Source organism: Cellulomonas sp. EB106-03-03-XG116 (genome assembly GCF_058792015.1).
The window spans coordinates 157,034-170,116 of record NZ_JBYTEP010000001.1 but is presented as its reverse complement, the minus strand read 5'-3'; the positions used below and the strand labels follow the sequence as shown (position 1 = coordinate 170,116).

9 protein-coding genes and 1 pseudogene are annotated in these 13,083 nt (G+C 78.6%); 6 read left to right on the top strand and 4 right to left on the bottom strand.

Annotated features, from left to right (window positions below):
* Nucleotides 1-93: 93 nt before the first annotated feature.
* Nucleotides 94-732 (top strand): 5-formyltetrahydrofolate cyclo-ligase, encoded by a 639-nt coding sequence (locus AC3WUG_RS00730; RefSeq protein WP_492325874.1) that lies wholly within the window; start codon nucleotides 94-96, stop codon nucleotides 730-732.
* 170 nt (nucleotides 733-902) lie between these two features.
* Nucleotides 903-995, top strand: a pseudogene (locus tag AC3WUG_RS00725) (FmdB family zinc ribbon protein); the annotation flags it as partial.
* A gap of 62 nt (nucleotides 996-1,057) precedes the next feature.
* Here the strand turns inward: AC3WUG_RS00725 and AC3WUG_RS00720 are convergent.
* Nucleotides 1,058-1,204: a hypothetical protein gene (locus AC3WUG_RS00720; RefSeq protein ID WP_492325915.1), complete on the bottom strand. Its 147-nt coding sequence runs from the start codon at nucleotides 1,202-1,204 to the stop codon at nucleotides 1,058-1,060.
* Nucleotides 1,205-1,385: 181 nt separating this feature from the next.
* Between AC3WUG_RS00720 and AC3WUG_RS00715 the strand changes: the two genes are divergently transcribed.
* Nucleotides 1,386-2,201, top strand: a complete 816-nt coding sequence (locus tag AC3WUG_RS00715; RefSeq protein ID WP_492325873.1) for an SAF domain-containing protein — start codon at nucleotides 1,386-1,388, stop codon at nucleotides 2,199-2,201.
* Nucleotides 2,202-2,241: 40 nt separating this feature from the next.
* Nucleotides 2,242-2,829, top strand: a complete 588-nt coding sequence (gene mscL, locus AC3WUG_RS00710; protein ID WP_492325872.1) for a large conductance mechanosensitive channel protein MscL — start codon at nucleotides 2,242-2,244, stop codon at nucleotides 2,827-2,829.
* Nucleotides 2,830-3,013: 184 nt separating this feature from the next.
* Here the strand turns inward: mscL and AC3WUG_RS00705 are convergent, their stop codons facing one another.
* Nucleotides 3,014-3,187, bottom strand: a complete 174-nt coding sequence (locus AC3WUG_RS00705; RefSeq protein WP_217615136.1) for a hypothetical protein — start codon at nucleotides 3,185-3,187, stop codon at nucleotides 3,014-3,016.
* A 287-nt stretch (nucleotides 3,188-3,474) separates the two neighbouring features.
* Nucleotides 3,475-8,175 (bottom strand): hypothetical protein, encoded by a 4,701-nt coding sequence (locus tag AC3WUG_RS00700; RefSeq protein WP_492325914.1) that lies wholly within the window; start codon nucleotides 8,173-8,175, stop codon nucleotides 3,475-3,477.
* Nucleotides 8,176-9,063: 888 nt separating this feature from the next.
* Between AC3WUG_RS00700 and AC3WUG_RS00695 the strand changes: the two genes are divergently transcribed.
* Nucleotides 9,064-9,477: an OsmC family protein gene (locus tag AC3WUG_RS00695; RefSeq protein ID WP_492325871.1), complete on the top strand. Its 414-nt coding sequence runs from the start codon at nucleotides 9,064-9,066 to the stop codon at nucleotides 9,475-9,477.
* Here AC3WUG_RS00695 and AC3WUG_RS00690 read toward each other — a convergent pair.
* Complete coding sequence (locus tag AC3WUG_RS00690; RefSeq protein WP_492325870.1) at nucleotides 9,443-12,139, bottom strand: helix-turn-helix transcriptional regulator; 2,697 nt, start codon at nucleotides 12,137-12,139, stop codon at nucleotides 9,443-9,445. The genes AC3WUG_RS00695 and AC3WUG_RS00690 overlap by 35 nt on opposite strands.
* A gap of 306 nt (nucleotides 12,140-12,445) precedes the next feature.
* On the opposite strand from AC3WUG_RS00690, the gene AC3WUG_RS00685 reads away from it, so the two are divergent.
* Entirely contained in the window at nucleotides 12,446-13,045 is a 600-nt protein-coding gene (locus tag AC3WUG_RS00685; RefSeq protein ID WP_492325869.1) for an NADPH-dependent FMN reductase, read from the top strand.
* Nucleotides 13,046-13,083: the final 38 nt, after the last annotated feature.

The window sequence follows — 13,083 nt, the reverse complement described above, 5'->3', positions numbered from 1 at the left end:
ATGCCCGGCCGGTGCGGCCCACCGCCCACCGGCCGCGCCGCGCAACCCCTTTGGTCCTACCCGGTACGGGGGCGATTTGCGAGACTGGGTGCCATGAGCGCCGCTGCCCAGCCGTATCCGCACGTCTCCGACGGCAGCAGCATCACCGAGGTGAAGGACGAGTTCCGGGCCGCCATCCGCGCCGCCCGCCGCGCCCGGTCGCCCCGGCTGCGGGCCGCCGCGGCCGAGGCGTTCGTCGACGTCGTCGAGACGATCCCGGTCCTCGCGGACGCCGGCGTGGTCGCCGCCTACAGCGCGCGGCCGACCGAGCCCGACACCGGGCCGCTGCTCGACGCGCTCGCGGCGCGCGGCGCGCGGGTGCTGCTCCCGGTGCTCGGCGCCGGGCTCCAGCGCGAGTGGGCGTGGTTCGCCGGGCGGCACGACCTGCTCGAGCGCGCGCCCGGCCGCCCGCCGGAGCCGTCCGGCCCCTCGCTCGGCGCCGACGCCATCGCGGAGGTCGACGTGATCGTGGCGCCCGCGCTCGCCGTCGACACCGCCGGCAACCGGCTCGGGCAGGGCGGCGGCTGGTACGACCGCGCGCTGGCGCACGCCCGCCCGGGGACGCCCGTCGTCGCACTCGTGTTCGCCGAGGAGCTGTACGACGCCGGGACCCGGCCGCTGCCGCACGAGCCGCACGACCGGACCGTCGACATCGTCGCGACCCCCGAGCGCTGGGTGCGGCTCGGCGGCTGAGCCGGGGCGCGCGCGGGCCCGGCTCCGGCGCGGCCGCGGACGGCCGACGAGGAATATCGCGGGCGCGCGTATCATTGGCACTCGGACAGAGGGAGTGCCAGGGGCGCGGGCAGGTCCGCCCGGCGACCTGCTCCCGTCCACCCAGGTCACGTCATCCGCGGGAGACAGCAGTGCCCACCTACGCCTACACCTGCACCGAGTGCGGCCACGCCTTCGACATCCACCAGTCGTTCAGCGACGCGGCGCTCACCGAGTGCCCCGCCTGCGGCGGGAAGCTGCGCAAGGTGTTCTCCTCCGTCGGCGTCGTGTTCAAGGGCTCGGGCTTCTACCGCAACGACTCGCGGTCGACCTCCAGCTCCACGACGTCCGCGAGCAGCAGCAGCTCGTCGTCGTCGAGCACGTCGAGCACGTCGTCGTCGACCACGAGCACGTCGACCCCGGCGCCGGCCGCGTCGTCGACCTCGTCCTCCACCACGAGCGCCGCGAAGCCCGCCGCGAGCTGACGCCCGGGGTCGGGCCGTCCGCGGCGTCGTCGCCGGACCCACGTCCCGAGCGGGCGCCGAGTCCTCCACAGCCCGGGCGGGCGGACGCCGTCCCCAGCCGGTCCACCCGTGGGCCCGACGCGCCCTCGCGCGCTCCGTAGCGTCGGCGTCGTGCCCCTCACCGACCCGCTGCCCGCGACCACCCGCCGCCGGCTCCGTCTCCTGGCCTGGCGCGCCCGCCGGCCGGTGGCCGCGCTGTGCGCCGGGCTCGCCGCCCTGGTCGCGGTCGGGCTGCTGCGGCCCGCCGACCCGCCCTCTGCACGGGTGCCGGTCGCGGCGCGCGACCTGGCGCTCGGCAGCGTGCTGGCGCCCGAGGACGTGCGGCTCGCGGAGGTGCCGCTCGCGCTGCTGCCGGCGGGGCTCGCCGACGAGTGGTCGGTGACCGGGTCGGATGCCGACGCGGGCTCCGCCGCGGACGGGCGCGCGGCGGGCGGGCGCGCGGCGGACGACGGGGCCGACGCCGCCGGCGCCGCGGTCGGCAGGGCTGGCGACGCGGGCCCGACCCGGCCCTCGGCGGTGGCGGCGCTGACCGGACGACGGCTCGCGGTCGCGGTGCCGGCGGGTCTGCCGCTCGTGGCGGGGCTGCTCGTGGACGACGCCGCCGCGGGGCCCGCCGGGACGGTCGTGGTGCCGGTGCGGTTCGCCGACGCCGGTGTCGCGGACGTGCTGGTGCCGGGCATGCGCGTCGACGTCGTCGCGGCCGCGCTGCACGACGGCGACGAGGCGACTCGGCTCGCCCGGGCGGCGGTCGTGCTCGCGCGACCGGGCGGGGACGACCTCGATCCGGGCTCGGGCGGCGGGCTGCTCGGCGGCGGCACGACGTCGACGGAGAGCACGCCGGTGCTCCTCGCGGTCGACCCCGACGAGTCGGTGGCCCTGAGCGGCGCAGCCGCGTCCCGCGTGCTCAGCGCGGTCATCGTGGGATGATGCGGACACATCGCCGCAGCACACCGGGGGATCTCACCGCATGAGCGACGCACTGAACAAGGGCCTGCGCAGCGCGACCGAGGGCGCCAGGGGCGCCGGCAAGGTGCTGCAGGGGTTCAAGGACTTCATCTCCCGCGGGAACGCGATCGAGCTGGCCGTCGGTGTCGTGATCGGCGCGGCGTTCAGCACCGTCATCGCCGCCATCCAGAACGGGTTCATCTCGCCGCTCATCGCGATGATCTTCGGCAAGCCGGACATCTCGGAGATCTGGGTGATCGGGCCGATCAACAAGGCCACGATCGACATGGGCCTGATCCTCAACGCCCTGCTGCAGTTCCTCATCACCGCCGCGGCGGTCTACTTCTTCATCGTGCTGCCGCTCAACAAGATGGCCGAGCGCCGCAAGCGCGGGATCGAGGCGGAGCCCGCGCGTCCGTCCGAGGACATCCTGCTGCTCCAGGAGATCCGCGACCTGCTGGCCGCCCAGTCGAGCCCGGCGCTCCGCCAGGACACCGCGGGCTCCGCACCCGGGACCGCCGTGACCCCCGACGCCTCCGGCCCGGCGACCCCGGGCGTCACGGGCCGCTCGACCGGCACCGGCGACCCGGGCCACCCGCCCCTGGCCTGACCGCCCGCCCGGTGCTCACGCGCCGACGCTCCCGTCCCACCGGGCCCTCGCCGACCGGCCGCTCGGCGGGCCCGCGTGACGTCGGTCGTGAGCGCGAGATCGGCGCTTCGGACCGAGATCGGTGCTCAGAACCACCGATCTCGAGCGGAAGCACCGATGTCGGCGCAGCCGGCGGGGGCGGGGGTCACCAGTGCGGCGGGACGTCCCGGCGGAGGCGGTCGTCGTTGGAGTCGCCGCGGTCGTCGCCCCAGCCCGTGTCCGAGTCGTCGGCGCTGCGGCTCGGGATGAGCGGGGAGTCGTCGACCGGACGGCGGGGTCGGTCCGTGGGCTCGGGGCCCTGCTCGGTCGGAGTGGTCACCCGTCCAGTGTCCCACCCCGCGCCCCGACGACACGGGCCGCGTCGCCGGACCCCGACCCCGCCCGATCGCCGGCCCCGCCTCGCCGCGGGCGGCTGCGCCCTCCGAGGACCCCGCGGCACCGCCCCCGCCGAGATAGGACCTCCGCTCCGCAATAGGACCGTCCTCAGTCCTATCTCGGCGAGACGGTCCTCTCTCGGCGAGACGGTCCTCTCTCGGCGAAGCGGTCCTCCGCGGCGCGGTCCGCTCGCCGGGAACCCGCGCGCCGCGCCCGGTCGACGCGGGGCGGTCAGCGGGTCGCGCGGGTGACCGCCGCCGAGACGACCGAGTCGACCCGGGCGCCGCGGCGGGTGATGCCGAGCTCGGCGCGCAGGGCCGCGGCGAGCTCGTCGGGGGTGCGCTCGGTGCCGTCGGAGACCAGCCAGGCGACGAGGTCGTCGAGCTGGTCGTCGGAGTAGGCGCTGATCGGCAGGCCGGGGCGCACGTCGGGTCGCGGGCCGCCCGGGACGGCGAGCGTCGGCTGGACGGCGCGGACGGCGCCGGTCATCGGCGCGGCCGCCTCCATGACGCCGGGGATCTGCGCGGCGGTCGCCGGGGCGGCCGACGACGCCGGGCGCTCCTGCGACCGCGGCGAGCCGGCACCGGTCGCACCGGCCGCACCCGCGCGCGACCCGTCGGCGTCCGACGCACCGGAGCCCGCGGCGGCGCGCGGGCCGTCCGCGGACGAGTCCCCGTCGGCCCGGCCCGGCGACGTCGCGCCCGCCCCGGCCCCCGGCGCCGCCGGCGGGGTCCACCGCGCCGGGACCTCGGGCGCGCCCCCGGAGCCGTCGCCCGCGGGCGCCGGGTCCCGGTCCTCCGCCGACGTGTCCGGCACGACGGTGATCGCCCCGGTTGCGTCGAGCACCCGGCGCTCGCCGGGTCGCGCGCCGCCGCCGGCCGGCAGGTCGGCGCCCGGCACGACCGCGAACCCGGTCAGCGTGGGCGCGGGGCCGGTGCCGTCGTCGTCGGGCAGCGGCGCGGGGACCAGCAGCCGAGCGCGGGCCCGGTCGGCCTCGGCCTCCGCGAGCCGGCGGTCGGCGACCGCGTGCAGGGCGCGGCGGATGCGGTCGACCTCGGCCTCCGGGTCGAGGAACGCGGCGGCCGACCAGACGCGCAGCACGCTCCAGCCGAGGCGCTCGAGCCGCTCGGCGACCTGGCGGTCGCGGACCCGGACGCTGGGCTCGTGCAGGTAGGCGTCGTCGTCGGTGAGGACGGCGACGAGCAGCTCGCCCGGCAGGTCGGGGTGGCCGACGGCGAGCGGCAGGTGCAGCCCGCCGGGCAGGCCGTGGTCCAGCTCGACGACCAGCCCGTGCCGCCAGAGCCGCTCGGCGAGGTCGACGACGAGGCGGTCCGGCGCGTGCTCGGCGGCGGGCGCCTCGACCTCCTGCGCGACCGCCGGGGCCTTGACCTCCTCGGCGGCGGGCCCCTCGGCCGGCGCGTCGTCGGCGGTGTCGTCGGAAACGGTCTCGTCGGCGGCCGGCTCCTCGTCCACCGGGGCCGCCGCGATCGCCAGGTCGGTCTCCCCCGCGGCCCGCCGCTCGGCGAACCGCAGCAGGTCGGCCAGGAGCCGCGGCCCCGGGCCGCGCAGCCGCTCGGGGTCCACGTCGCCCACCGCGAAGCAGGACACGACGTCGAGCCGGTGCCGGGTGACGCCGAGCGCCGCGAGCAGCAGCGCGTCGCCGCCGGGCCCGCTGATCGGCCCGAACCGGTGCAGCACCCGCCCGTGCGGCGTCCGCCCGAAGCCGAGCGACAGGATCAGCGCGTCGCGGCGCAGGCCGGCGACGTTGGTCAGGTCGGTGACGACGAACGGCTCGGGCCGCGCGCCGTCGAGGCAGGCGGCGAGCGACGGCGAGTCCCGGACCTGCGCCAGCACGGCCTCGCGGATCTGTGCGGTGTGCACCGGCGACGCGGTGACGACCGCCAGCGACTCCTCGCCGTGGGTGAGCGCGTGCTCGATGACGAGCTCGACGACCCGGTCGACGTCGGCGCGGGTGCTCTGCACGGCGCCGGACCCGTCGGGCATCCCGGTGCCGTCGACGAGGTGGTGCCCGACGGCGGCCGCGCTGGTGGGCAGCGGCGTGGGCGACAGCACGTCGCGGTAGCCGTGGGCGGCGAGGAACGCGGTGAGGTACGGGTCGCGGCGGGACGCGTCCGCGCGCAGCGGCACGGTCGGCAGCACGTCGGCGAGCTCGCGGACGGCGGTGCCCGAGGCGCACCGCCGGTCCCCGACGACGACGACCTGGCGGCCGCGGGCGATCGCGGGCAGCGCGACCTCGACGGGCAGGTGCGCGGCGGCGTCCAGGACCACGAGGTCGACGGTCCGGGCGGCGGGCAGCACCTGGGGCACGAGCATCGGGGCGGCCGCGAGCACCGGCCGCAGCCGGCGGGCGACGTCCGGGTACCGCTCGAAGGTCTCGCGCAGCCCGGTCAGCCGCTCCTCGACGAGCTCGGCGAACAGCGCCTCGGTCTGCTCGGTGTGCGCGGCCATCGTGTTCCGCACGTGCGCGGCGGCGCGGGCGCGGACCGGCCCGGCCAGCGCGGCGGTGTGCGCCACGTCGAGCTGCCGGTACTCCGCGGCCAGCCGGCCGAGGGTGCGGCCGTCGTAGCCCGCGAGGGCGGGGTCGGCGGCGAGCAGCTGCTCGAAGACGGTGCTCCACCAGGCGAGCTCGAGCTCGGCGGCGACCAGACCGGCCGGCACCCGGCGCGTGGCGAGGTCGTCGAGCAGCTCGTCGAGGCCGGCGGCGCGGAGCGACCGGAGCAGCCGGGTGCGCTCGGGGAGCCGGGCCAGGGTGTCCCGCGCCGCGACGAGCCGCCGCACCCGGTCCAGGACCTCGCCGATCGGGCGGCCGAGCAGGTCGGCGCCCTCGGGGGTCCCGGCGAGCACGACGCCGAGCGCCTCGACGTCGGCGCGCACCTCGCGGTGCTCGGCCTCGATCTCACCCAGCCCCTCGGGCAGCCGCGGCCAGCCGCCGGCCGGGCAGTGCTCGGCCCAGATGGCGCGCTGCCGCTGCACGTCGAGCAGGGCGGCGTGCAGGTCGGCGACCGGGCGGCCGGGGCGCAGGAGGTCCTTCGCCTGCTTCTTGAGGCGGCGGCGCAGCCAGTAGCCCATCGGGGTGCCGTGCTCGGCCCGCCAGGCCTTCGACGCGGTGGCGGCGACCATGTCGGCCGGGCTCCGCTCGAAGACGATCGGCTGGAACACGTCGAGCGCCCCGCGGACGCCCGCGAGCACCTCGAGCTGCTCGGCCCAGGTGGCGAGCGTCGCGGCGGGCGTGAACCCGGTGACCTCGGCGACCTCCGCGATCCGGCTCGCGACCCGGGCGAGCCCGTCCTCGCCGGCCAGGCGCTCGGCGCGGCGCAGCGCGTCCGCGGCCTCGTCGTCGGTGAGCAGGGCGGCGCCGTACCAGGGCGTGTCGACCGGGCGGAGCGTGAACGCCCCGGCCTCGGCGGCCTCGCGCAGCTCCGCGCCGACGGCCGCGCGGCGGTCGGCGTCGAGGGTGCGCGCGACCTCGGCGGCCAGCCGGACGGTGGTGCGGGGCGCGGGCCGCTCGGCGGTGAGCCGGGCCAGCGCCTGGAAGGCGTCGTAGGCGGACGCGCCCCACGGCTCGCGGACCCGGTGCAGGCCGTCGACGTAGCCGCGCAGCCGCTCCCGGCGCTCGACGAGGGCGCGACGGAGCTCGGCGGTCGCGACCGGGTCGCCCGGGTCGACGTCGAGGGTCATCGCGCCCATCAGCCGGCGCGACGAGGCGGCGCGCCAGGCGGCGTCGGGTGCCACGTCCAGCAGGACCTCGCCCACCCCGAGCTGCTCCAGGCGCTCGCGCAGCGCGACGGCGGCGCGCCGGTGGCCGGGGACGTACAGGACGGTGCGGCCCTCGGCCGCGGCGTCGGCGACCAGCGCGGCGAGCGTACCGGTGACGTCGCTGTCGGCGGGGGCGTCGACGAACACGTGCGACCCGCCGGCGACCACGTCGAGGACGTGCTGCTGCGCCGGGTCCAGGTCGCCCACGCCGCGCTCGAGCGCCGGGTCCCGGTCGCCGCGGGCCGGCTCGGGCAGGGCGACGTCGAGCGCGGCGACCGCCTCGGGGACGCCCGCCAGCGCGGCGACGACCTCGTGCCGCTCCAGGGCGGAGGCGAGCCGGTCCAGGTCGTCGACCAGCACCTGGCCGGGGTGCACGAACGTGCCGACGACGATCCGGTCGACGAGCTGGAAGTCGTCGAGGACCGCGGTGCCGAGCGAGGTCAGCCGGGTGATCGCGTCGCGCGGGTCGAAGCCGGACCCCGTGAACGCGCTGCGCGCCACGGCGCCGGGGTCGAGCAGCACGCCGCGCGAGCGCAGCGCGCGGGCCAGGACCGGGTTCACCTCGAGGGACGGCTCGAGCGTCAGCTCGTAGTCGCTCTCGGCCGTGCCGCGGGCGCGGAGCGAGACCGGCCGGAGCAGCACGGGCGCGCGCACCCTGCGGGCCGTCGGGGCGGGGGCGCCGGTCTCCCCGTCGCCGCCGTCGTCGCCCGACCGGGCCGAGGACTCCCGGGTCGCCGTGGCGATCGCCGCGACGTCGTCGGTCGCCACGTCCGGCGTCGAGTGCTCGGTCCACGAGGCGACGCCGATGGCCAGGTAGGTCGGCGCGATGCCGTACTGCTGCGCGTAGGTCCCGGCGCGGGCGGCGACGGCCCGGGCGCGGCGCCGGGCGGTGCCGAGCGCGGCACCCTCCCGGACGAGGTTCGACAGCCGGGTCTCCCGCCCGGCGAACAGCTGGGCGATGCCGGAGGGGTGCGCGGCGGACAGGTCGAGCGCGGCGTCCCCGAGCAGCTCGACGTCGGCCAGCGTCGACCCGCCGGCCGCCTCGACGAGCGCGGCGCGCCAGGTGCCGGCGGCGCCCTCGACGAGCTCGGCGGCGGACGGCGGCTCGACCAGCACGGGGCCGCCCGGGGTCGCGGGGTCGGTGGGCTCGGGCATGGGCGTCTCGCCGTCGTGCGGGGTGTCGCGCCGGGGCGCGGGGCCCTCGGTGCCGGTCCCGGCGGTCGGGCCGCCGGCGGTCGTCGCGGGGGTCGGCGGCGTCACCGGCGCGGCCTCGGCGGAGGCGGCCGGCTGCTGCCCGGGGACGGAGCGGCGCGCAGGGACCTTCACCCGCAGCACGCTAACCGGGACACCCCCCGACCGCCGACGTGACGCGCCGCCGAGGCGGGTGATGACGCGGAACTCGCCGGGCGGGACGCCGGCGCGGGCCGCCGGCCCGGGGCGTCGGCGCGAGGCGTCGACGGGCGCGGCGCGGGGCGTCGACCGGCGGCAGCGGGGGCCGTCGACGGCGCGGCGCCGGAGCGCCCGGCCGAGCGGGGAGGGCCGCGGGCCCGGAGCAGCGGCTCGACGGGCGACGGGCGACGTAGTGAACGGTGCGCACCGCGCAGGGGGCAGGCGATGCGCACCGTCGGGATGAACTATGGCCCGCGATGGTGCAGCGGTCAACAACCTGGCGTCCCCCGGGGTGAACGCTCACACAGCCTGGTCACAGACCGGGTGCATCGCCGCAGGTCGCTGGTCGGCGCTCGTGACCGAGATCACGGTCCGACGACGAGGGCCCCGGTGCCCGACGGGGGGCGGTGCCGAGCACCGGCGACCTCGACGTCGGAGGGCCTGTCAGCCGCTGCAGGCCCTCCGACGTCGTCCATTCAAGGGCCCCCGGACCGCCGCTCACCGCGGGGTGAGTGGTCCGGGCCCCCGGGTTGAGTGGCCGGACGGGGCGGCCTGAGGGTCAGCGCGCTGCCGGTGAGCGCCAGGCGCCGCCGCACGTAGGTGCCGCGAGGGCCGGGGCTACGCTGCCGTCGTCGCCCGAGGGGAGGAGCGCCGGTGCCCGAGGACTTCGCGGTCACGGTCGGCGCCGGCACGCTGGCGCCCGCGGACGGCGACGCGCTCGCCCTCCCCCACCGGTGGACGGACGACGGCGTCCGCGCCACCGTCGCCTTCACCGGCGCGCACCTGCTGCACCTCGCGGTCGCCGGCTGCGTGCTCAACGACGTCTACCGCGAGGCGCACGCCCGCGGCCTGCCGCTCGACGGCGTCGCCGTGACGGCGCGCGGCGGGTTCGCCCCGGAGACCTGGGCGTCGACGGGCGTCACCTACGAGGTGCGGCTCGACACCACGGCCCCCGACGACGCGGTGGTCCGGCTGCTCGCCGTCGTCGACGAGGTCGCCGAGATCCCCCGCGCCGTGCGTCAGGGCGTGCCGGTCAGCCGCCCCACTGCACCAGCTCGCCCCGGCTGACCAGCCCGAGCTTCCGCAGCGCGCGGCTCATGTGGTTCTCGACGGTCCGGACGCTGAGGTAGAGCTGGTCGGCGATCTGCCGGTTGCTCAGGCCCTCGCGCGCGAGCACGGCGACCTCCTGCTCCCGGACCGAGAGCGGCTCGGCGCGCACGCCGGCGATCAGCCGGGGCACGGGCGCCCGCGCGGGTCGCGGGGTGCCCTCCTGGACGCCGAGGAGCTGCTCGGCCGCCCGGGCGAGCGCCGGGGCGGTCGCCGCGCTCGTCCGCGACACGGCCGCCGCGACCACGTCCCGGTCGCCCTCGGCGAGCCCGACCACGACCTGCGCGTACGGCTCCAGCAGCGGGACCCGGGTCCGCGCCCCGAGCTCGCGGACCGCCTGCGCCCGGAGCGCGTCGAGGTCGCCCGAGCCCAGCGTCCAGCAGAGCAGCGCGGGCTGCAGCAGCCCTTCCGCGGCGTAGGCGCGGGCCGCCCGGCGGACGATGCGCGCGCCGGCGAGCGCCTCCCCGGACGCCGCCGCGAGCGCCGCCCGGGCGAGCGGCCGCATCGAGCGCAGCAGCGGCCGGTACGCCTGCGGCGAGCGGTCCAGCTCGCGCACGAGCACCTGGGCCAGCGTGAGGTTGCCGGCGTGCGCCTGGATGACGGCGCCCACGGTGAGCCCGCGGCGGTAGAACGTGGTCCCGACCGGGCCCGGCGCGCCGAGGCGGAGCGCCGTGCTCACCGCGCGCCAGGCGGCGGCGGTCTGGGACGACATGTACAGCACCTCGGCCAGCATGCTGGCGTGCACCCGGATGGCCAGGGCGTCGACCTCGTCGTAGGCGGCGTCGAGCATCCGGCGCTGCCACTGCTCCGCCTCGTCGATGCGGCCGGCCTGCAGCAGGCCCTGGCCGCGCAGGGCCGCGAGGTAGTGCCGCGGCTCGGGCGCCGCGCAGGACAGGTCGGTGCGCTCGACCACCTCGAGCGCGGCCTCGGGCCAGCCGGCTTCGAGCAGCGCGGCGGCGCGCAGCACCGACGGCCACCCGCGCACGAACGGCACCCGCGTCTCGGGCTCGACCTCCGCCGCCACCTCCGCGGGGCTGCGGCCCGCCGCGAGCTCCCGGAGCAGGCGCGGCTTCAGCCGGCCGAGCTCGGCGACCGGGGCGAGGTCCGGGTCCACGGGGTCGGGCCACGCGTCGTCCGGCCCCGCGACGGGCCAGCCGTCGTCGGCGGGCGCGACCTCGGGCAGCGCGACGTCGGGCAGCGCGACCTCGGCCGCGTCCTCCGTCGTCCCGTCCTCCGCCTCGCCATCCTCCCACGGACGGGCGCCAGGCTGGCCGACCGCGAGGTCGACCGCCAGCGGGTCCGGCGCCGTGGCCGCCGGCCCCGCGGGGCCCGCCGCGGTCGCGGCCCAGGCGGCCCACCGGGAGCGGTAGAAGGCGAACGCCGCGCGCGCCCCCGCGTCGTCGTGCTCGCCCGGCTCCATGCGCGCGAACACCTCCTCCAGCTGCTCGGCGGCCGGCCGGAGCATCAGCGCCGCGAGGTAGGCGTTGGCCGTGGCCAGCGTCGGGTGCGCCAGCCACTCCGCCCGCCGGGCTCCCTCGTCCGCGGTGGCGCGCTCGTGCACGAGGCCGGCGACCTGCGCGACCCACGCGGGCGCGCCGCCCTCGCCGGACGGCGCGGCCAGCAGCACGGTGGTCAGGTCGTCGACCGGGGACGCCGCCGCGGCGAGGCCCCCGCCCTCGGCCGCGACCCGCTCCGCGAGCCGGCGCCGGCGGTACGGCGACACCCGCTCCCGCAGCGCGCGGGCGAGCAGCGGCGGCGACACCGCCAGCACCTCGCCGGAGCCCGCGAGCTCGTGCCCGACGACGCGGCCGTGGTCCGACAGCTCCGCGAGCGCGGACGGGTCCACCAGCCGGCCCGCCACGTCGGCCGGCAGCGGGCCGGCGCTCGCGAGCGTCTCCAGGGCCCCGACGCAGGCCGGCCCGAGCCCGGACAGGAACACGTAGGCGACCGCCTCCACGGGCACGTCGCCCAGCGTCCCGTCCTCGACCCACAGCCCGTCCTGCCGGCGCAGCGCGCCGGACGCCCGGGCCGCGTCCGCGAGCGCCACGACCGCCCGCGGGTTGCCCCCGGTGCCGGCCATCACCGACGCGGTCAGCCCGGTGTCGGCGGGCGCCCCGAGGACGGACTCGAGCAGGGTCGCGACCGCCCGGAACCCGAACGGCTGCACCCGCACCTCGGCGGGCGCCCGGCCGAGCAGCAGGTCGCGCAGGCCGCCGCCGGGGGCGCGGAGCGGGTCGGCGGTGCTCGCGGCGACGAGCAGCGACCCCGTGCGGCCGAGCACGCGCCGGGCCACGCCGAGGCTCGCGTCGTCCATCCGGTCCGCGTCGTCGACCAGGAGCACGCTGCGCCGCGCGCGCAGCTCGTCGGTCAGCCAGTCGGTCAGCGCCGCCTCGTCCGGCACGCGCACCGACGACGACGCGTGGTCGAGCAGCGCCGACAGCGGCCGGGAGCCGCCCGCGCGCAGCAGGATGCCGGTCACGCCCCGCCGCGAGGCGTCGGCGAGCAGGCCCTCCAGCACCGTCGTCTTGCCCGCGCCGCGGTCCCCGCGCACGAGGACGTCGCGGCCGAGCGGCAGCCACCGCTGCGCCGCCGCCACCGTCAGCCCGAATCCCTCTGCCTCCACCGTCAGCCCTCCGTGTGCGTCAGCCCCCGGGTAGGGACTGTTCCGCCTGGGGCACCACTCAGCGGCGGCACCGGGAGCACCTACGCAGAGCGCCGCCGCCCGGCGCGCCCCGGCGCGGAGCACGGACGCACGCGCCCCGCCGGGCACCTACCCAGGCACCGGCGCCCCGGGCCGCACGCGGTGCCGCGCGCCGGGTCGCACCCCGGGTCCGACGGCCGCCGCGCAGCCCGCGCGCGCCGGTGCCAGGCTGGTGGTCGCCGCGCGGGGGCCGGCCGGGCCCCCGCCGCCAGAGGACCGGAGACCGCGATGTCGTACACCATCGGCTACTTCGTCGGCAGCCTGTCGAGCACCTCGATCAACCGCACCCTGGCGAACGCCCTGATCGCGCTCGCCCCGGAGCAGCTGGAGTTCCGGGAGATCCCGATCGGCGGGCTCCCGCTCTACAGCCCCGACCACGACGCGGACTACCCGCCGGAGGCCCGGGAGCTCAAGCGGGCGATCACGGAGTCGGACGGCATCCTGTTCGTCTCCCCGGAGTACAACCGCTCCATCCCCGGCGCGCTGAAGAACGCGATCGACTGGGGCTCGCGCCCCTGGGGCACGAACGCGTTCGCCCGCAAGCCGACCGGCATCGCGGGCGCCTCGATCGGCAAGATCGGCACCGCCGTCATGCAGTCGTCCATGCGCGGCGTGCTGAGCTTCCTCGACGCGCCGCAGCTCAACGCCCCCGAGGTGTACGTGCAGGTGGAGGCGGGCACGTTCGCCGACGACGGGACGCTGCTGGACGACACGCTCGCGCAGTTCCTGCGGCACTACATGGCGGAGTACTGCGCGTTCGTGCAGCGGGTGCTCGCGGCGAACGCGCCGGGGCACATCGGCGATCCGGACGCGATGCCGGTCGCCTGACGGCCGGGGCGGCCGGGGCGGCCGGGTGCGGCCGCGCC